At 70.0% G+C, this 18,210-nt stretch carries 16 protein-coding genes and 1 riboswitch; of the genes, 7 read left to right on the top strand and 9 right to left on the bottom strand.

What is annotated here, in order from left to right:
* Positions 1-342: 342 nt before the first annotated feature.
* The 5 genes from ABT352_RS25760 to ABT352_RS25740 all read right to left on the bottom strand — a co-directional run bounded on the left by ABT352_RS25760 (position 343) and on the right by ABT352_RS25740 (position 5,753).
* A complete protein-coding gene (locus tag ABT352_RS25760) occupies positions 343-927 on the bottom strand; it encodes a C40 family peptidase (protein WP_350947485.1) in 585 nt (194 codons plus the stop codon).
* 82 nt (positions 928-1,009) lie between these two features.
* A riboswitch (cyclic di-AMP (ydaO/yuaA leader) is annotated at positions 1,010-1,169 on the bottom strand.
* A 339-nt stretch (positions 1,170-1,508) separates the two neighbouring features.
* Positions 1,509-2,207: a class I SAM-dependent methyltransferase gene (locus ABT352_RS25755; RefSeq protein ID WP_350947484.1), complete on the bottom strand. Its 699-nt coding sequence runs from the start codon at positions 2,205-2,207 to the stop codon at positions 1,509-1,511.
* Positions 2,208-2,436: 229 nt separating this feature from the next.
* The gene (locus ABT352_RS25750) at positions 2,437-3,387 is read right to left on the bottom strand and encodes a C40 family peptidase (protein ID WP_350947483.1); all 951 of its coding nucleotides are present in this window, start codon (positions 3,385-3,387) and stop codon (positions 2,437-2,439) included.
* Positions 3,388-3,697: 310 nt separating this feature from the next.
* Positions 3,698-4,330, bottom strand: a complete 633-nt coding sequence (locus ABT352_RS25745) for a hypothetical protein (protein ID WP_350947482.1) — start codon at positions 4,328-4,330, stop codon at positions 3,698-3,700.
* A 100-nt stretch (positions 4,331-4,430) separates the two neighbouring features.
* Positions 4,431-5,753, bottom strand: coding sequence for an NYN domain-containing protein (locus ABT352_RS25740; protein ID WP_350947481.1), 1,323 nt, complete (start codon positions 5,751-5,753; stop codon positions 4,431-4,433).
* Between the two features lie 177 nt (positions 5,754-5,930).
* On the opposite strand from ABT352_RS25740, the gene ABT352_RS25735 reads away from it, so the two are divergent.
* From ABT352_RS25735 to ABT352_RS25725, 3 genes are all read left to right on the top strand, one after another.
* A complete protein-coding gene (locus ABT352_RS25735) occupies positions 5,931-7,061 on the top strand; it encodes a phosphotransferase family protein (protein WP_350947480.1) in 1,131 nt (376 codons plus the stop codon).
* Positions 7,062-7,263: 202 nt separating this feature from the next.
* Positions 7,264-8,988, top strand: coding sequence for a DEDD exonuclease domain-containing protein (locus ABT352_RS25730; RefSeq protein ID WP_350947479.1), 1,725 nt, complete (start codon positions 7,264-7,266; stop codon positions 8,986-8,988).
* Positions 8,989-9,043: 55 nt separating this feature from the next.
* Positions 9,044-9,331: an Lrp/AsnC family transcriptional regulator gene (locus ABT352_RS25725; RefSeq protein ID WP_350947478.1), complete on the top strand. Its 288-nt coding sequence runs from the start codon at positions 9,044-9,046 to the stop codon at positions 9,329-9,331.
* 75 nt (positions 9,332-9,406) lie between these two features.
* On the opposite strand, the gene ABT352_RS25720 is transcribed toward ABT352_RS25725, so the two are convergent.
* From ABT352_RS25720 to ABT352_RS25710, 3 genes are all read right to left on the bottom strand, one after another.
* Complete coding sequence (locus ABT352_RS25720; RefSeq protein WP_350947477.1) at positions 9,407-10,357, bottom strand: sensor histidine kinase; 951 nt, start codon at positions 10,355-10,357, stop codon at positions 9,407-9,409.
* Between the two features lie 92 nt (positions 10,358-10,449).
* On the bottom strand, positions 10,450-11,514 hold the full coding sequence (gene trpD / locus ABT352_RS25715) for an anthranilate phosphoribosyltransferase (protein WP_350947476.1): 1,065 nt from the start codon (positions 11,512-11,514) through the stop codon (positions 10,450-10,452).
* 30 nt (positions 11,515-11,544) lie between these two features.
* Entirely contained in the window at positions 11,545-11,943 is a 399-nt protein-coding gene (locus tag ABT352_RS25710; protein WP_350947507.1) for a DNA-binding transcriptional response regulator, read from the bottom strand.
* Positions 11,944-12,138: 195 nt separating this feature from the next.
* Between ABT352_RS25710 and ctaE the strand changes: the two genes are divergently transcribed.
* The 4 genes from ctaE to qcrB are packed head-to-tail and all read left to right on the top strand — an operon-like array spanning position 12,139 to position 16,385.
* On the top strand, positions 12,139-12,756 hold the full coding sequence (gene ctaE / locus ABT352_RS25705) for an aa3-type cytochrome oxidase subunit III (protein ID WP_350947475.1): 618 nt from the start codon (positions 12,139-12,141) through the stop codon (positions 12,754-12,756).
* A 16-nt stretch (positions 12,757-12,772) separates the two neighbouring features.
* Positions 12,773-13,588 carry a cytochrome bc1 complex diheme cytochrome c subunit gene (gene qcrC, locus ABT352_RS25700; RefSeq protein WP_350947474.1) on the top strand — a complete coding sequence of 272 codons (816 nt, stop codon included), beginning with the start codon at positions 12,773-12,775 and terminating at the stop codon, positions 13,586-13,588.
* Positions 13,585-14,697 (top strand): cytochrome bc1 complex Rieske iron-sulfur subunit, encoded by a 1,113-nt coding sequence (qcrA, locus tag ABT352_RS25695; RefSeq protein ID WP_350947473.1) that lies wholly within the window; start codon positions 13,585-13,587, stop codon positions 14,695-14,697. The genes qcrC and qcrA overlap by 4 nt, the downstream gene beginning before the upstream one ends.
* Positions 14,697-16,385 (top strand): cytochrome bc1 complex cytochrome b subunit, encoded by a 1,689-nt coding sequence (gene qcrB / locus ABT352_RS25690; RefSeq protein WP_350947472.1) that lies wholly within the window; start codon positions 14,697-14,699, stop codon positions 16,383-16,385. Before qcrA ends, qcrB begins: the two co-directional genes overlap by 1 nt.
* 452 nt (positions 16,386-16,837) lie before the next feature.
* Here the strand turns inward: qcrB and ABT352_RS25685 are convergent, their stop codons facing one another.
* Positions 16,838-18,067, bottom strand: a complete 1,230-nt coding sequence (locus tag ABT352_RS25685; protein WP_350947471.1) for a L,D-transpeptidase — start codon at positions 18,065-18,067, stop codon at positions 16,838-16,840.
* Positions 18,068-18,210 lie beyond the last annotated feature (143 nt).

Raw genomic sequence — 18,210 nt, 5'->3', positions numbered from 1 at the left:
GGCCAGGAGGTAGTCTCGGTTGCGGGACGGGCCCGCCGCGAACTCGGCCGGCGGTCGGCGTTCGGCGGTCCGATGATCCGGCGACGGGGGGGGGGTGGCCCCGCCCCGGCCCCGGGGGGGGGGGGGCCGGGGCCGCTTTTCCGTGCTCGGGCGTGTGCTTTCGGCGCGTGCTTTCGACGCGCCTCCGGCGTGTGCCCGGACGCGGGCTCGGGCTCCCGTACTCGGGCGCGGTGCTCAGGCACCGTGCCCGGGTCCGGCGCTCGGGCGCCGTGCTCGGGTCCGGCACCCGGGTTCGGAGTTCGGGAGCCGCGCTCGACGCGGTCCCGGGTCCCCCACCCGGGCTCAGGCTCCGGGTCGTGCCGCTCCGGCGAAGGAGGACTTGTAGTAGCCCGCCAGCTTCACGACACGAACCGTCTTGCCACTGCTCGGCGAGTGGACCATCCTGCCCTTGCCGACGTACATGCCGACGTGGCCCTTCCCGCTGAAGAACATCAGGTCACCGGGGCGCAGTTTGCTCCACGAGACCTTCTTCTTGATCGCCCTGTACTGGCTGTGGGTGACCCTGGGGAGGGACACACCCGCCTTCTTCCAGGCGTACCGGACGAGCCCCGAGCAGTCGAACGCTCCGGGCCCGGAGGCTCCCCAGCGGTAAGGGGTGCCGATCTGCTTCTTGGCCGTCGAGACCGCCTTACCGGCCCGTACCTTCTGTCGTGCCGCCTTGCTCATCTTGGCCTTGGCCTTCACCTTGGCCTTCGCCGTGGCTGTGGCCTTCGCCGTGGCTGTGGCCGAGGCCTGAGTGACGGTCTTGGTGGTGCTTTCGGTCTTCTCAGAGACGCCGGCCGCGCTGTTGACCAGGATCTCGGGGGGACCGTCCGCCGCCTGCGCCGCCGTGGGCCCGAGGGTGACCGCTCCGGCTGAGGCGGTCAACGTGAGGGCGATACCGCCGAGGGAAAGGCGGAAAAGGCGCGACAGACGAGGGTTGTGCAGGGTGCTGGACAGGATTTCTCCTTGGGGCTTCCACTGATGCCTACCGGGTTAGCTGACGGATTCGGGCTTGGAAGATGCCCTACGGCATAAACATGCCGATTCACCCCTGGCCGCAGCGTGCTGGGCCTTTTGGGTCCCCGGTTCCATGCCTCCTGGCTGCATGGATTCGGCGGGCCGCCGCAATGATCTCCGCCCCCGGGTGGGGGCACGGCGGCCGGCTGGATTCTTATAAGGGAACCGGCCCGAAGACCGACATTCACCGCGACGGCGTGGCTTGCACGTCGCGACGCCAGAAGTTACCCCGATCCCCAACGTTCGGCAAAGCATTCCCCAAATCCGGGAGGGCCGGCCCCCTTCTTGATCTTCCTGTTATCCCTGCTTAATGGCCATTTATGCTAATGAGATATGACCCTCGTCACATCCTTCGCATCACGCCCGGCAAATCACGGTTTCGTAATGTTCGTCACACTCATCGTGATCCACCGATGATGGACCGTTCCCGGACGGTCGGCCGGACGCTCTCAGCGCCTGACACAGGTGTAGGCCCCGTAGATCGACTGCTGGAAGTCCGCCTCGACGATCTCGAAGCCGACGGCGTCCAGCATCGGTTCGAGCAGCCATCTGAAGGTGCTGTACTCGGTGCGCAGATGCTCGGCGTAGTCCTCGCGCGTGTAGCCGAGCGCGGGGTCGTCCGCCGCGCCGTCGAGCCAGCGGCCGAACACGGCGTCGGCCTCGTCCGGCCGGAAGTCGAAGATCAGGTCACGCAGGCGCAGGACGCCCCCCGGCCGTACGATCCGCGCGACGCGGTCGAGCGCGACGGCCTTCCAGAGGTCGGGGAGCTGATGGAGTGCGTGGCGGGTGTAGACCGCGTCGGCGGGCGGCCCGGTGTGCTCGTAGGACAGGAAGCCCGCCCGCACGCACTCGACCGCGGAGAGCCTGTTCTCGGCGGCACGGGCGGCCAGGAAGTCGTGCATCGCCGGGGAGACGTCCACCGCCACCACCCGCGAGAACCGCCGCGCCGCGGCCAGGGCGAACTGTCCGGTCCCCGCGCCGAACTCCACCACCGTCGCGCTCTCCCCCACGCCGTGCCTCGCGAGCACGGCGAGGTCCTCTTCGGGGTCGGGCCTGCCCTGCTTCCGGTCGAACCCGGCGACGAACGCGGCGTCGAGGTGCTCAGGTCCGGCGTACGCGAGCTCGTCGGGTATCCATGGTTTGATCATGTTCCGATGCTCGCAGCAGCACCGCGCCCGGCACATCCGGTTTTTTCCGGCACCCCACCCGGCGCGGGAGCCTCGCCGTCGCCTCGCAGGCCACTGCGGACGGAGCCGCCGTGGGGCCGCTGAGCCACAGGGGAGCACCGGGGAACCGCCTGGGGCACCGGGCGCCACCGGGGGTCATGGCGGCCACTGACGACCACTGACGGCCACTGACAACGCCGCGGGGCAACGCTCAGGGGCGGACGGCTCCGACGATACGACGGCCGTAGGACGACAGCGGGACGGTCTTGACGACGTCGCCCGTCTGCGGGGCGTGCACGATCTGGCCGTTGCCCGCGTACATGCTGACGTGGCCGAGGCCCTCGCTGAAGATGAGGTCGCCGGGCTGGAGGTCGCTCAGGGAGACCTTGCGGCTCGCACCCCAGCTCCACTGCTCCCAGGTCGTCCGGGGAAGGGAGACTCCCCCGTTGCGCCAGGCGCCCTGGACCAGGCCGGAGCAGTCCCAGCCTGCCGGGCCCGTGCCGCCGTACCGGTAGGGCTTGCCGATCTGGGCGAAGGCGAACTGCAGGGCGGCGCGGGCGTTGCCCGAGGCTGAGCCGGTGTACTGGACCCCGGTGCTCTGCGGGTTGCCCACCTTGAAGGCGTTGAGCTCGCGCAGGAGCTTCGTCTGTGCCCTCACCATCTTTTCGGCCTTGGCCTTCTCCTCGGCCAGCTCGTCCCGCGTCTTGTCGGCGTCGACCAGGGCCTTCTTCGCCTCGTCCCGGCCGATCCGCAGCGCCTTGGTGGCCTCGTCGAAGGCGTTCAGCGACTGGGCGCGGGAGGTGGACATCTGGTCGGCGGCCGCCAGGCCGCTCAGCAGGGCACCGGGGTCGGACTGGTAGATCATGCCTTCCCAGCCGTTGATCGACCCGACCTGGTAGCTGCTGACGGCCATCGAGACGAGCTCCTTGCGCAGCCCGGCGACCTGCTTGTTCTGGCGGGTCAGATCGGCGTTCAGATCGCCGTACTTCTTCCTGGCCCGCTTCCACTTCTCCGAGGCCTGGTTGTACTTCTCGACGATCTGGTCGGCCTGCTCGTTGAGCTTCTCCAGCTTCTTCTTCGCCTCGGCGGGGGTCGGCCTCAGCTGGGCGGACGCTCCGCTCACCGGCATCGTCAACAGCGCGAGAGCGAGCCCTACCGCCACCGGTATCCGAATCAGTCCAACCGGCAAACCCGCCACGGCCACGTCAACGCCTCCCGACTGCACCAGACCTGCGGCGAATAGTACAGAAGAAGTAATGGTTGACTCACCTTTTCACCGGGTTTGCTCCTTGTTCGCAGGTGACCGCTTTACCCGCGGCCGACGGCTTTCTCCCCGGAGGGCGTCGTCGGCCGCGGGAGACGGCCCTGTCAGGAGCGGTACCTCGGCCGCAGGGGGGCACCGCGGGAAGCGCCCCCTGGGAACGGGTGGTGTCCCGGCCTCGGAAAGCACTCCCGCCGGTACTCCGGTCGCACTACCCGCAGGCGGCGATGTCGCAGATCTTGGCGGTCATCCTCCTGGCGTCGCGCAGCTGGACGCTCCAGTCGCCCTTCGCCGGCTTGTCGTACTCCCCCGCCCAGAGATAGACCAGGACGGCGTTGCCCTTCCTGACCAGCACGCTCCGGTCACCGCCCACCCCGGCCTTCCTGCCGTAGTAGACCTGGCCGGAGATCCTCAGCGCCTCGTCGCCGAGCCCGGTCAGGCGCGAGGAGGCGTAGCGGTAACTCGCGCCGGAGTCGGTCCTGGCCGCGCACTTGACCAGGGCGGCACGCACCTGGGCGACGGCCGAGGCGGCCGAGGCCCGTGAGCCGTACAGGATCACCTGCTCGACCTTCATGAAGTCCGGCACGCCGGTGAAGGTCACCGTCCGGGCGGCCACGCGGCCGGTCGCGGCCAGTGTGCGCCTGTCGCACGGGTTGACGGCGAGCCTGGCCTTCGCCGAGTTGCCGACCGTCCAGTTGGTCTCGGGATCGTTGTCCTTCTTGGCGGCGTCCTTCTCGTACAGCAGGAAACCTCTGGGAATGGCGGCCGCCTCGGCCGTCGCGGGGGTGGTGACGGTCGCCCCTGCGGCCAGGACGGCGAGGGCGAGCGTTATGATCTTCTTCATCTGGACCCTTTCAGCACGGAGACCCCCGCCTTCAACCGTGGGGAGAAAGTCAACGAATCGAGCCTCCTGGGTGATCCGATGCCCCACGACCTGAAAAGGTTTACGCGCGGCCCAGACGTCTGAGAAGAAGCACCGAGGGCACCGGCCTCGCGCCCATCCTGCGCACCGACTCGGCCACCTCGCGATCCGAGGAGACCACCGCGATCGCGCGCCCCGCGGGCTCGGCGCGGACGAGCTGGCGGATCAGGTCGTCGGCGATCTGGTTCGGGGCGCTGAACAGCACGCGCACCCCCCTGGGTGCCGACACCGGGACCGGCCCGTTCAGCTCGGCGCCGTCGAAGACGCAGGTCAGCTCGGTGCGGGTCTGCGCGTAGAGCGCGCCGAGACCGGTGAGAAGGCGGCTTCGCTGGTCGGCCAGGGTGAACGTTCCGTAACCGGCCTTGGTCACGTTGTAGCCGTCGACGATCAGATGGATCTGTGGCAGCGCGAGCAACTGGTCGAGCAGGGCGGGATCGTCGTCGGCGAGCGCCCGCGCGGGAACCGCCTGGACCCCCTGCCTGCCCGGCGCCACCGAGGCGACCGAGTCGGCGGGACGGTGGATGCCCGAGGGCAGGGCGAGCTCCCTGCGCAGCCCGGCGGCGGCGTCCTGCAGGGCGTCGAGCAGCATCCGGACCTTGGTGTCCTCCACGCTGCGGCCCTCGCGCGCGGCCCTGCGCGTCGACTCCAGCTGCCGCTCGGCGTCGGCGAGCCGCTCGCGCAGGCGGCGCAGCTCGCTCTCCACGGTGCTGCCCGCCGAGAGCGCGGCGGCCTTGGCCTCGTCGGCCACCTCCTGGGCCGCGGCGGCACGCGCCTCGGCCGCCTTGGTCCGCTCGCGGGCCTCGTGCAGCCTGCGGCGCAGGTCGGAGACCTCCGAACGTGAGGTCTTGAGCTGCTCGCGCAGCCGCTCGGACTCCTCCTTGGCCGCGGTCTTCTGGGCGGCCAGCTGCTCGCGCAGCCGGGAGACCGTCTGCTCCTGGGCGGAGCCCTCGGCCGCGACGGCCGACCTCTCCAGCTCGGCGCGGGCCGCCTCCACCATGTCCGCCCAGCCCGGCGGCCTGGTCAGGTATGCGGCGGCGGCCACCATGACGGGCTCGGCCGCCGGCGGGACCGTGCCCTCGGCCAGGCTCGCGACCAGCTCGGGCCAGCCCGCGGTCAGCGTCTCCGCGACCAGCTCACGGAACTTCTTGTCGACCTCCAGCTGCGCGGCGATCGGGGCGCCGCCCAGCCTGGCCCGCTTGCGGGGATCGAACCTGGCGATCCCCTTCAGCGGAAGTGGCACCGAGGCCGCGGGCATCGAACCGAGGATCTGGGCGGCCAGCTCCACGACGTGTAAGCGAACCTGCTCGGGTAACGGACGAGACAGGCCCTCTCCGGCTGAACTCATCACGGCCCCTACTCGGATCGGTCTTCACGTCAAGGGTACGGCTACCGCACCGTGACCCCGACCTGACCGTACGTGGGCCGGTGATCGACGAGGCCGTGAACGCTTTATGGACAAGCGCTTGCTGCTGGGTTACGACTGGCGGATCACCTTGTGACGTACGCCACCCGGGAGAGCGCGATGCATGAGCCGACGAACGAGCACGACCGGCGGAGCGAGAAGATACGGACCTCGACCCGCGACCTCGGGGAGTTACGCGAGCGGATGAGGTCGTGGCTCTCCCTGAGGGTGGGAGGCCCGGCCACGATCTCTCCGCTTTCCCGTCCCCTGAACAACGGCATGTCCAGCGAGACCCTGTTCTTCGACGCCTCCTGGACCTCGGCCGAGGGCGGGTACGACCTTCCGTGCGTCGCCAGGATGGCCCCGGCGGACGAGGCCGTCCCGGTCTTCCCCGGCTACGACCTCGGCAGGCAGTACGAGGTCATGCGGCTGGCGAGGGAGCGCGCGGGCGTGCTCGCGCCCCGGACCCTGTGGTACGAGCCCGACCCCGGCCCGCTGGGCGCCCCGTTCTTCGTGATGGAGCGGCTCACCGGCGACATACCGCCGGACGTGATGCCCTACACCTTCGGGAGCCGGCTGCTGGACGCCTCCCCCGCCGACCGCGACCGGCTGCAGCGCGGCAGCGTCGAGATCCTGGCCACGCTGCACGACGCCCGCTTCACCGCGGAGGAGCTACGCCCCCTGCGGAGCCCGGGGACGGGCGAAACGGCGTTGCGCAGGCACGTCGAGGAACAGCGGGCCTACTACGAGTGGGCGCACGGCTCCATGCCCGTGCCGCTGCTGGAGCGGGCGTTCGCCTGGCTGGAGGAGCACTGGCCGGCGGATCCCGGACCCGACGTGCTGACCTGGGGTGACGCCCGTATCGGCAACGTGATGTACCAGGACTTCACCCCCGTTGCGGTGCTCGACTGGGAGATGGCCGCGATCGGCCCCCGTGAGCTGGACATCTCCTGGATGATCTTCCTGCACGCCTTCTTCCAGGAGATCACCGAGTTCATGGAGCTGCCGGGGATACCGGACTTCATGCGGCGCGAGGATGTCTGCCAGACGTACTACGAAATAACGGGATACAAGCCTCGGGACATGGAGTTCTACGAGACGTACGCCGCCCTCAGGCACGGCATCATCATGGCCCGCGTCGAGCACCGCAGGATCCACTTCGGCGAGCGGGTCATGCCGGGCGATCCCGACGACCTGGTGATGCACCGGGCCGCCCTCGAACGGATGCTGGACGGAAGCCACTGGGGCTGAGGCCCCGGAGAGAACACCCGTGAAAGTCCCCCTGAAGGCACTCGTGAAGGCACGCGAAAGCCCGTCGGAGGCCCGATCGAAGGCCCGTCGGAGGCCCTCGCGGATCCGTGGAGGCCGCGGGCTCTCCCCGCGCCCGGCGCGCACCGGGCGCGGAAGGGCCCGGTGCGGTAAATGTCGGTCGAGGCTTCTATGGTCGTGAATCGTGGACTACGCCGTACAGGGAACACTCGACGAGCTGGGCACCCCGCTCAGCCAGGTCACCTTCGTCGTGTTCGACCTGGAGACCACCGGCGTCTCCGCGGGCGAGCACGCGATCACCGAGATCGGCGCCGTCAAGGTCAGGGGCGGCGAGGTGCTCGGCGAGTTCGCCACCCTGGTCGACCCCGGCTCGCCGATCCCGCCGTTCATCTCGGTGCTGACGGGCATCACCGACAGCATGGTGGTGGCCGCGCCGAGGATCGAGTCGGTGCTGCCGTCCTTCCTGGAGTTCGCCACGGGTTCCACCCTCGTGGCGCACAACGCGGGGTTCGACCTCGGATTCCTCAAGGCGGCCTGCGCCGCGCACGGGTATCCCCCGCCGGCCCACCAGGTCGTCGACACCGTCGATCTCGCCCGCAAGCTGCTCACCCGCGACGAGGCGCCCAACTGCAAGCTGGCCACCCTGGCCAGGATCTTCAGCGGCACCGAGCCCTGCCACCGGGCGCTCGCCGACGCGCAGGCCACCGTCGACGTGCTGCACGCCCTGCTGGAGCGGGCGGGCTCCTTCGGGGTGCGGACGCTGGAGGAGCTCAAGGGCTTCGTCCGCGCTCCCACTCCCGAGCAGCGTCGCAAGCGGCACCTGGCCGACGCGGTTCCCGCGGGTCCCGGCGTCTACGTGTTCGAGGACGAGGGCGGTGACCCGCTCTACGTCGGCAAGAGCACCAACCTGCGCAACCGCGTGCGCGGTTACTTCACCGCGAGCGAGACCAGGCCCCGCGTCCGCGAGATGATCGGCATCGCCGCGAGGGTGCGGACCATCGGCTGTGCGACCTCACTGGAGGCCGAGGTGAGGGAGCTGCGGCTGATCGGCTCGGCCAAGCCCCGCTACAACCGCAGGTCGCGCTTCCCCGAGAAGATGTTCTGGCTCAAGCTGACCGACGAGCCGTTCCCCCGCCTGTCGGTCGTCCGCGAGGTCAAGGACGACGCGGCCTCCTACCTGGGCCCGTTCAACAGCGTCCGCGCCGCCGAGGACGCCCGCACGGCCCTGCACGAGACGGTCCCGCTGCGGCAGTGCACCGAACGGATCACCCCGCGCACCAGGCGTTCCGCCTGCGCCCTCGCCGAGATCGGGAGGTGCGGGGCGCCGTGCGAGGGCCGCCAGAGCCCGGAAGAGTACGCCGTGCACGTCGTGGCGGCCCGCCGGGCCATGGAGCTGGACGCGGCCCCGGTCTTCTCCGCGATCGAGGCCAGGATGGAGCGCCTCGCCCTGGACCAGCGCTACGAGGAGGCCGCGGCCGACCGCGACCGGCTCGCCTCCTACGTCCGCACCTCGGCCCGCATGCAACGGCTGCGATCGCTGACCACGATCTCCCAGATGGTCGCCGCCGCCCCCCTGCCCGACGGCGCCTGGGAGATCCACGTCGTCCGCTACGGGCGGCTCGCCTCGGCCGGGGTGATGCCGAGGGGCGCCCACCCCACCCCGTTCGTCGAGGCGCTGACCGCCACCGCGGAGACGGTGGCGCGAGGGCCCGGGCCGGTCCACGCCGCCAGCGCGGAGGAGACGGAGTGCGTCCTGCGCTGGCTGGAGTCGCCGGGAGTGCGGCTGGTGCAGGTGGAGGGCACCTGGAGCCTGCCCGTCTCCGGCGCGGGCCGGCTCAAGGCCCGCATCGACCGCGCCTACCGGACGGCCGAGCCGCGCAGGGCACGTGAGGGCCGCCCGCTGCGCTGACGGCCGCGCTGATAGCTTCTGAGGCGGCAAGCCGCACTCAACGAGGAGGAAGCTCGTGGTCACCGCGATCGTTCACATCAACGCCGAGGTGGACCGGATCCCCGAGGTCGCCCAGACGGTCGCCGAGATCGACGGGGTGAGCGAGGTCTACTCCATAACCGGGGAGTACGACCTGATGGCCATGGTCCGCGTCACCTCCTACGAGGAGATCGCCGAGGTCGTCCCCGGCCGGATCAACAAGGTCGACGGGGTGCTGCACACCGAGACCCACGTCGCCTTCCGCGCCTACTCGCGGCACGACCTGGACGCCGCCTTCTCGATCGGCCTCGGCGAGTCCGACTGACGGAGACGACGTAGGCGAGCACCGGGGTATGACCTCGGCCCGCACGGGCCGAGCCGGAGCGCAGGCCCGGCATCCTCACCCCGTGCCGGGGCTTGAGGCATCCTCCCCCGTACGGGCCGAGGCGGGGCGCGAGACCGGGACCGTGTCGTCCTCGTCCGCCTCGCCGACCCCGGCGAATCCCCGGAGCGGCCCGACGACGGTGACGTCCCCCTCGTCCGCCCCACCCGTGCGGCCTCCCACCTCGCCCGCGGTGGGCAATCTCGCCCGCACCTCGAACCCACCGCCGGGCAGGGTCCCCGCCGCCAGCGTCCCGCCGAACAGGGTGGCCCGCTCGCGCATGCCGAGCAGGCCGTGCCCCGCGGCGGCCGAGGGGACGGTCCTGCCGTCGTCCCGTACCAGGACGTCGAGGAAACCCGGCCGCCAGCGCAGGGTGACGCGGGCCGAACGGGCACCGGCGTGCCTCAGGGTGTTGGCGAGCGCCTCCTGGACGATGCGGTAGGCCACCAGTTCGAGGGCGAGCCCGACCTCGGCGGGCCTGCCGTCCTCGACCATGTCCACCCGCAGGCCCTTCTCCCCGACCTCGGCGAGCAGGTCGCGAAGGTCGGACAGTCTGGGCTGTGGCGTCCTGCCGGTCGAGGGGCCGTCGAGGTCGAGCAACGAGAGGGTGCGCTGGAGCTCGACGAGTGCCTGGCGTCCCGTCTCCTCGGCCACCCGCAGGGTCTGCCTGGCCCGCTCGGGATCCTTGTCCATGATCATCCGTCCGGCGCCCACCCCGAGCGTCATCATGCTGATCCCGTGGGCGACGACGTCGTGCAGCTCGCGGGCGATGCGTGCCCGCCGCTGCGCGAGCCGGGCACCGGCCAGGGCCTCCCCCTGGTCGGCGAACCTGGCCTCCCAGGACCTGAGCCTCAGCAGCAGGAGCCTGCGCTCCCACACCAGGCTCGCCACGGCCACGCCCAGTGCGAGCGCCGCGCACGACAGCACGATGGGGAGCACCTGCTCGTCCAGGGGGTCAACACGCCACATGGCCGCAATCTAGAACGGCTCCCCTCGGCGACACATCCTCTCTTGGGCGGATCTTCCATCCGCCCAAGAGGGGAGGACCTGCCGATCGAGGGTCAGGACGGCGCGAGCGCCCGGCTGACCTCGACCCAGCGATCGAGGGTCTCGGCGGCGGCGCCGGAGTCGACGGCCCGCGTCGCGCGCTCGTAGCCCGCGGCCAGCGCGGCGTTCAGGTCGTCACCTGCGCCCGCGCCCTCGCCCGTGCCGTCGAGGGCGACCAGCGCGGCGGCGGCGTTCAGCAGCACCGCGTCACGGACCGGTCCCGTCTTGCCGCCGACCAGGTCGCGGACGGCCTGGGCGTTGAACTCCACGTCCCCCCCGCGCAGCGCGTCGGGCGCCGCCCTGGGGATGTCGAGGGCGGCCGGGTCGAAGACCACCTTCTCCATCGCGCCCTGGCGCACCACCCAGACCGTGGAGGTCGTCGCGATGGTGAGCTCGTCCAGCCCGTCGTCACCCCTGAAGACCAGGGCGGAGACCCCGCGCTCGGCGAAGACGCCCGCGACGACGGGGAGCATGCCCTCGTCGAAGATGCCGATCGCCTGGGCCGCGGGCCTGGCCGGGTTGGTCAGCGGGCCGAGGAAGTTGAAGACCGTGGGGATGCCGAGCTCCTTGCGCGGCGGGCCCGCGAAGCGCAGCGCCGGGTGGTAGACCGGCGCGAAGCAGAAGGCGATCCCGGCCTCCACGGCGACCCTCGCGGTGTCTGCCGGGGCGAGGTCGAGCACGATCCCGAGGTGTTCCAGGACGTCGGCGGCCCCGCAGGAGGAGGAGGCGGCCCGGTTGCCGTGCTTGACGACCCTCGCCCCCGCCGCGGCGGCCACGATCGCGGCCATGGTCGAGACGTTGACGGTGTGTGCCCGGTCGCCGCCGGTGCCGACCACGTCGACGACGGGACCGGTGACCGAGAGCGGGGTGGCCCGCTCCAGCATCGTGCGCGCCAGGCCGGTCACCTCCGCGACCGTCTCGCCCTTCGCCCTCAGCGCCACCGCGAAGCCCGCGATCTGGGCGGGTGTGGCGGAGCCCGACATGATCTGGTTCATCGCCCAGGCGGTCTCGTCGGCCGTCAGGTGCTCGCCCGCGAGCAGGGCGGACAACAGCGCGGGCCAGGTGGTGCGCGCGTCCATCAGAGGTCTCTCCAGGGGGGTTCCGAGGGGCTAGCGGGCGGACAGGCGGGTGGAGGAGCGGCGGCGCATCAGGTCGGCGACGGTCTCGGCGAGGACGACCGGGTCGATCGGCTGCGGCACGACGGCCTCGGCGCGCGACCACTCGGCGAGCCAGCGGTCGTCGCGACGGGCGATCAGCAGGCAGATCGGCGGGCAGTCGTGGACCTCGTCCTTGGCCTGGCGGGCCACGCCCATGCCTCCGGCCGGCTGGGCCTCGGCGTCGAGCACTGCGACGTCGATCTCCCCGGAGTCGAAGTGCTGGACGACCTTGGCGTGGGTGGCGCACTCCACGATCTCCACGAGGGGCACGTCTCCGGCGGGGCGGCGGCCGATCGCCTGCCGCACCTTCTCGCGGGTGCTCGCGTCGTCGCTGTAGACGAGAACCCTCATCTTGTCGTCGGTGCTCACGGTCGCGCTCACTATCCCTCGTCGATGTATGGTCACCTGGGATGCTACCGGTCAGCCGCTCCGGAGACCCAGGCCGGAGCCAGCGCCGAGAAAATTGCCCTATACGTCCACTTTGAGGGGGCGTATGCACCCCCTAACGGGGGGTCGTGCGGCGACCCGAGCAGGAGAGCCGCAATAATGCTGCCCGTGGCGACAGCATCCGCAATTTCAACGACGACGACAGCACACTCGTCCCGCCGGCCCGATCTGGTCAGCGTCGGGACGATCGTCTGGCTGTCCTCCGAGCTCATGTTCTTCGCGGCGCTGTTCGCGATGTACTTCACCATCCGGTCGGTGAGCATCGGCCAGGGACTTCCCTGGCCCGAGGCCCACCTGAACATCCCGTTCGCCCTGGGCAACACGATCATCCTGGTCCTGTCCAGTGTGACCTGCCAGCTGGGCGTGTGGGCGGCCGAGAAGGGCCAGGTCGCCAAGCTGCGCTTCTGGTACATCGTCAGCTTCGTGCTGGGCTCCGTGTTCGTGGCCGGCCAGCTGTACGAGTACAGCGAGCTGGTCCACGAGGGGCACACGCTGTCGCACTCCGCGTACGACTCCGTGTTCTACCTCACCACCGGCTTCCACGGCCTGCACGTGACGGGTGGACTGATCGCGTTCCTGTTCATGCTGGGACGCACGTACGCCGCGAAGCGCTTCACCCGTGAGCAGGCGACCAGCGCGATCGTCGTGTCCTACTACTGGCACTTCGTCGATGTGGTCTGGATCGGGCTTTTCGTAACCATCTATGGCATTCACTAAGGAATCGGGGATCTCTGTGAATAGGATCACCGCTGGGCGGCGGCATCCCCTCGCGAGATACGCCGTCCTGCTCCTGGCCCTGGGCCTGATAGGCGGTGTCTACACCGTCGTGCTCTCGATCTCTCCGAGCCGGCAGGCCGACGCCGCCATCGCTTCCGGCAGGGCCGACGACGTGGCGGAGGGCAAGAAGCTCTTCGAGCAGAGCTGCTCCAGCTGCCACGGTCTCAACGCCGAGGGCACCGCCCAGGGTCCGACCCTGATCGGCGTCGGCGCCGCCTCCGTGGACTTCCAGGTCAGCAGCGGCCGCATGCCCCTGGCCAACCCCGGCGCGCAGGCACCGCGCAAGCCCCCGGCGCCCTGGGTCAACGAGGACACCGTCCGGCAGCTCGCCGCCTACGTGCAGTCACTCGGCGGTGGCCCGACCATCCCGACCGACGAGCAGGTCGACGCCTCCAAGGGCGACAAGGCCAGGGGTGGCGAGCTGTTTCGCGCGAACTGCATCCAGTGCCACAACTTCGTCGGCTCCGGCGGCGCCCTGACCCAGGGCAAGTACGCACCGCCGCTGCACGAGGCCACCGAGAGGCAGATCTACGAGGCGATGATCACCGGCCCGCAGGCGATGCCGGTGTTCAACGACAGCATCATCACCCCCGAGCAGAAGCGGGACATGATCGCCTACATCGTGGGCGTGCGTGAGGAGCCCAACCCGGGTGGCGCCGGTCTCGGCCGCATCGGCCCGGTCACGGAGGGTCTGGTGGCCTGGATCGTCGGCCTCAGCCTCCTCTCCCTGGCCGCCATCTGGATCACCGCGAAGAGGCGACAGGCCAAATGACTGACAACAATCACGACATCGAGCAGCCGGAGGAGCGCGCGCCCAAGCGCGTGATCGGCACCCCCTCCCCGGCGGCGAGCACCTCCCTTCTCGGCCATGAGGAGCCGAGGAGGGCTGAGTCCGTCCAGGTTCCCGGTGTGACCCCGCAGGACGAGGCGACCGCGAGGAAGGGCGAGCGATACGCCGCCCTGTGCTTCCTCGTCGCCTTCCTGGGCGGCATCGGCTTCGTGGTGTCGTACGTGGTCTTCCAGGTCGGCGACCTCGAGACCACCCAGGTCTCCAACCTCGCGCTGGGCGCCTCGCTCACGCTCGCGCTGCTCGGGCTGGCCGCGGGCATGACGACCTGGGCCCGCATGGTCATGCCCAAGTACAACCTGGTCCAGGAGCGCCACCCGATGGCCTCCGACCCCGCGACCAGGTCCTACGTGGGCACGACCTTCGTGCAGGGCGCGAACGAGAGCGGCATCCTCAAGCGCCCGCTGCTGCGCCGCACCCTGCTCCTCGCCGCCGCCCCCCTCGGTCTCGCCCCGCTGGTCCTGCTGCGCGACCTCGGCCCGAGCTACTCGGACTTCCCCGCCAAGCTCCGGCACACCGTCTGGGGAGAGAAGACCAAGGACGGCAAGCAGCGCAAGCTCATCGTCGAGGGAAGCGGCTCCCCCATCAGGGCCGCCGACTTCAACTCCCCCGGCGGCATCCTCTCCGTGGTGCCCGAGGGATACGAGCACGACCTGAACGCGCTGGCCAAGGCCACACTGATCCTGATCAAGTTCCGTCCCGAGGAGCTCAAATCAGGCACTAACCTGAACTGGACACACGACGGGATCGTGGCGTACTCCAAGATCTGCACGCACGTCGGCTGCCCCGCGGCCCTGTACGAGCAGACCACCCACCACATCCTGTGCCCGTGTCACCAGTCGACCTTCGACGCCGCCGACGGCGCCAAGGTCATCTTCGGCCCGGCCGCCCGGCCCCTGCCTCAGCTGCCGATCGACGTCGATAATGAGGGATACCTCGTCGCAACGGCGGACTTCCCGGTCCCCGTCGGCCCCAGCTTCTGGGAGCGCGGCGACGCCGAGGCCGAGGTCCGTGAGAACGGAGCCCAACAGTAATGAGCATGGAGACCGTTCCCAAGCCCATCGAGGGCGCGAGCACCTACGTCGACGACCGTATCGGCGCGGGAAACTTCCTCCGGCGCAACCTCCGGAAGATCTTCCCCGACCACTGGTCGTTCCTGCTGGGTGAGATCGCCCTCTACTCGTTCATCGTCGTGCTGCTGACCGGCACGTTCCTGACGTTCTTCTTCAAGCCCGGCATGGGCCACGTCGAGTACACCGGGTCCTACGGTCCGCTGCAGGGCGTCGTCATGTCCGAGGCGTACGCCTCGGCGCTGAGCATCAGCTTCGACGTGCGTGGCGGCCTGCTGATGCGGCAGATGCACCACTGGGCGGCCCTGCTGTTCATCGCCGGCATGATGGTCCACATGCTGCGGGTGTTCTTCACCGGCGCCTACCGCAAGCCCCGTGAGTTCAACTGGCTGATCGGCGTGCTGCTGCTCACGCTGGCGCTGCTCGCGGGCCTGACCGGTTACTCCCTCCCCGACGACCTGCTCTCCGGCGCCGGTCTGCGGATCACCGAGGGCGTGGCGATCTCGCTGCCGCTGATCGGCACCTGGCTCACGTTCTTCCTCTTCGGCGGCGAGTATCCCGGCGAGGACATCGTCGCGCGCTTCTACTCGATCCACATCCTGCTCATCCCGGCCGTCCTGCTGGCGCTCATCTCGGCCCACATGATCCTGATGTGGGTCCAGAAGCACACGCAGATGCCGGGCAAGGGCCGCACCAACGAGAACGTGGTGGGCGCGCCGTTCTACCCGGCCTTCATGATCAAGGCCGGCGCCTACTTCATGTTCACCTTCGGGGTCATCGCGCTGCTGGGCACCTTCGCCCAGATCAACCCGATCTGGCTGTACGGTCCCTACAGCCCCGCCGACATCTCGGCGGGCTCGCAGCCCGACTTCTACATGGGCTTCCTCGAAGGCTCGCTGCGCCTCATGCCCGCCTGGGAGCTCAACCTCTTCGGCACCGGGGGCGGCACGATCGCGATGAGCGTGCTCATCCCGGCCCTGGTGCCGATGGGCATCGTGATGACGGGCCTGGCGCTGTATCCGTTCATCGAGCAGTGGGTCACCGGGGACCGCCGCGAGCACCACGTCGTGGAGCGTCCCCGCAACAACCCGCACCGCACCGCGATCGGCATGTCGGCGGTCACGTTCTACGGCGTGCTGTGGCTGCTGGGCGCCAACGACGAGATCTCCGCGTTCTTCCACATCTCGCTGAACTGGACGACCTACGCGGGCCGGTTCCTGGTCATCGCGGGTCCCGTGATCGCCTACATCGTCACCTACCGGATCTGCCTCGGCCTGCAGCGCAGCGACGCGGCGATCATCGGCCACGGTGTCGAGTCCGGTGTGATCAAGCGGCTGCCCCACGGCGAGTACATCGAGGTCCACGTACCGCCGAACGAGGCGATCGAGGCCCACATGCGGGGCAAGGAGGCGGTCCCGATCGTCTCCGGAGACGGCGCGGGCCCGAAGGGGCGCGACGACATCCCCTCCAAGGGGATGCGCGGCCCGCTCGGCCGGCTCCGCGCCAAGATGAGCGCGGCGTACGGCGGCGAGAAGATCCCGCTGGACGACGGCCACGGCCACGGCGAGGGCCACGGCGCCATCGGCGACGGGAGCCACGAGGAGCACGCGACGGTCGGCCAGGGCGGCGAGGACAAGTCCCTGACCCGCTGATCCGTCACGGCCTGCACCACCGGCCACCCGAGGGGCCCGGACACCACACGGTGTCCGGGCCCCTCGTCGTTCGTGGGGTCGTTCGTGGGGTCGTTCGCGGGTCGTTCACGGGATGATGTCCACGAACCGCCGGCCCCTCTCGACACCACGAAGGCGATGCCGGTGAACCGCCGGGAACACCGAGGCCGCGCGGGCTCACGCGGCAGCACCCGTCACGGCGCGGGAGGGCGTCTCCGCGCCGCCGGGAGCACGGCGACACCTCGGACGGAGACGTCCTGAGCTGCCATGATGCCCCCGGAAGGCCCTCAGAGGGCTTCTCGGGGGCTTTCGTGTACCAGACCAGGAGTCGGGGCGCTCAAGCCGCGTCTCCCGCCCTCGGCGGATTTCAGGGCGCCGCGGCCGGTGGCCGTCCCCGCCCCGAGGCGCTCAACCGCGTCCTCGCACCGGGACCGTCAGACGTCGTCGGTGGTGAAGTGCTTGAGGCTGCTCCACTTGAGCCATTCCTTCCAGCTCTCCTGCCAGTGGCCCCACCCGTTGGTGGGCTCCAGGACGCGGGGCGAGCCGGTGATGATGATCGGGTCCCCGATCAGGGTGTTGTCGAGGAACCACTTGGCGTTGCTCGGGCTGACGTTGACACATCCGTGGCTGACGTTGGAGTTGCCCTGGGAGCCGACCGACCACGGGGCGCTGTGGATGTACTCGCCGCTGTTGGAGATGCGGACGGTGTCGTAGACGGTCAGCTGGTAGTAGCCGGGGGAACCGGGGCCGATGCCCGGGGAGGTCATCACGGTGACGTTCTCCCTGGACATGGCGAGATGCACCCCGCTGGTCGTGTGGTACTTCCAGTCGCCGCCCTGCCCGGCGCTCATCGGCATCTCGCGGACGACCTTGCCGTTGCGTTTCACCGTGAGGTTGTGCGACTGGATGGTGCCCCGGGTGATCTGCGAACGGCCGATCTTGAAGTTGACGACCTTGTTCGCGGCCCCGTACAGGCCGTCGCCGCCGCGCACCCCCGCGAGGCGGGCCTCGACCCTGACCTTGGTGCCCGAGGGCCAGAAGTTCTTCGGGCGGAAGTGCACGTTCCGGTTGTCGAACCAGTGCCACGCGCCCAGGACCGGCCTGGAGGTGCGGACGAGAAGGTTGCGCTCGACGGAGACGCGGTCGGTGACGTCCCGGTCGAAGGTGATCATCACCGGCATGCCGACGCCGACGGTGAGGCCGGTCGAGTCCCTGCCCGGCATGAAGCTCTCGATCGTGAAGGTCTCGTTCCCCTTCACCGTGGAGAAGGAGGAGGTCTTGGTGGTGACGGCGCCCTCCGGGTTGACGGCCGTCACGGAGACCTCGTAGGAGGCTCCAGGAGCCGCCAGGCCGCTGCTGCGCCACTGTGTGCCGTCGGCGCTGAGAACGCCCGGCAGGGAGCCCTTGGCGCCCTTCACGGCCTTCACGGCGACCTGCTTGAGGGTGCCGCCCTGCGCCGCGACCAGGACGGGCGTGTCCGTGGCGACCCCCGTGGCCCTGTCGAGGGGGGCCACGGTGACGGCCGCGGCCGCGGCGGCCGGGTTCTGTGACGCCTGCGGCGCCTTCTCGCCCTGTACGGCGGTGTTTCCCGAGCAGGAGGCCGTCACCAGTGCGAGGGCAAGCAGTCCCGCTCCCTGGCTCCGACCACGGATCGCGTGCCCCACATGAACTCCCCTGTCCCGGACTGAACCACTGAGTCAGTTATTACCCGGAGTAAGCGGTTCGCCACATAAGACGACCGCCTGGAGCGTCCAATAAACGCCAAAAAGCGGGCCACGGAAGTTTTTCCGTGGCCCGCCCGGTTTGT

It is taken from the genome of Streptosporangium sp. NPDC000563, assembly GCF_040299985.1.
GTDB lineage: Bacteria > Actinomycetota > Actinomycetes > Streptosporangiales > Streptosporangiaceae > Streptosporangium.
The sequence above is the reverse complement of the archived record's forward strand: the minus strand, read 5'-3'. Positions and strand labels throughout refer to the sequence as shown.

Coding starts and splice junctions, on each gene's coding strand:
- qcrB (WP_350947472.1), top strand. CDS start 14,697: ATGAGCATGGAGACCGTTCCCAAGCCCATCGAGGGCGCGAGCACCTAC.
- ABT352_RS25745 (WP_350947482.1), bottom strand. CDS start 4,330: ATGAAGAAGATCATAACGCTCGCCCTCGCCGTCCTGGCCGCAGGGGCG.
- ctaE (WP_350947475.1), top strand. CDS start 12,139: ATGCTGCCCGTGGCGACAGCATCCGCAATTTCAACGACGACGACAGCA.
- ABT352_RS25740 (WP_350947481.1), bottom strand. CDS start 5,753: ATGAGTTCAGCCGGAGAGGGCCTGTCTCGTCCGTTACCCGAGCAGGTT.
- qcrA (WP_350947473.1), top strand. CDS start 13,585: ATGACTGACAACAATCACGACATCGAGCAGCCGGAGGAGCGCGCGCCC.
- ABT352_RS25720 (WP_350947477.1), bottom strand. CDS start 10,357: ATGTGGCGTGTTGACCCCCTGGACGAGCAGGTGCTCCCCATCGTGCTG.
- trpD (WP_350947476.1), bottom strand. CDS start 11,514: ATGGACGCGCGCACCACCTGGCCCGCGCTGTTGTCCGCCCTGCTCGCG.
- ABT352_RS25710 (WP_350947507.1), bottom strand. CDS start 11,943: ATGAGGGTTCTCGTCTACAGCGACGACGCGAGCACCCGCGAGAAGGTG.
- ABT352_RS25735 (WP_350947480.1), top strand. CDS start 5,931: ATGCATGAGCCGACGAACGAGCACGACCGGCGGAGCGAGAAGATACGG.
- ABT352_RS25755 (WP_350947484.1), bottom strand. CDS start 2,207: ATGATCAAACCATGGATACCCGACGAGCTCGCGTACGCCGGACCTGAG.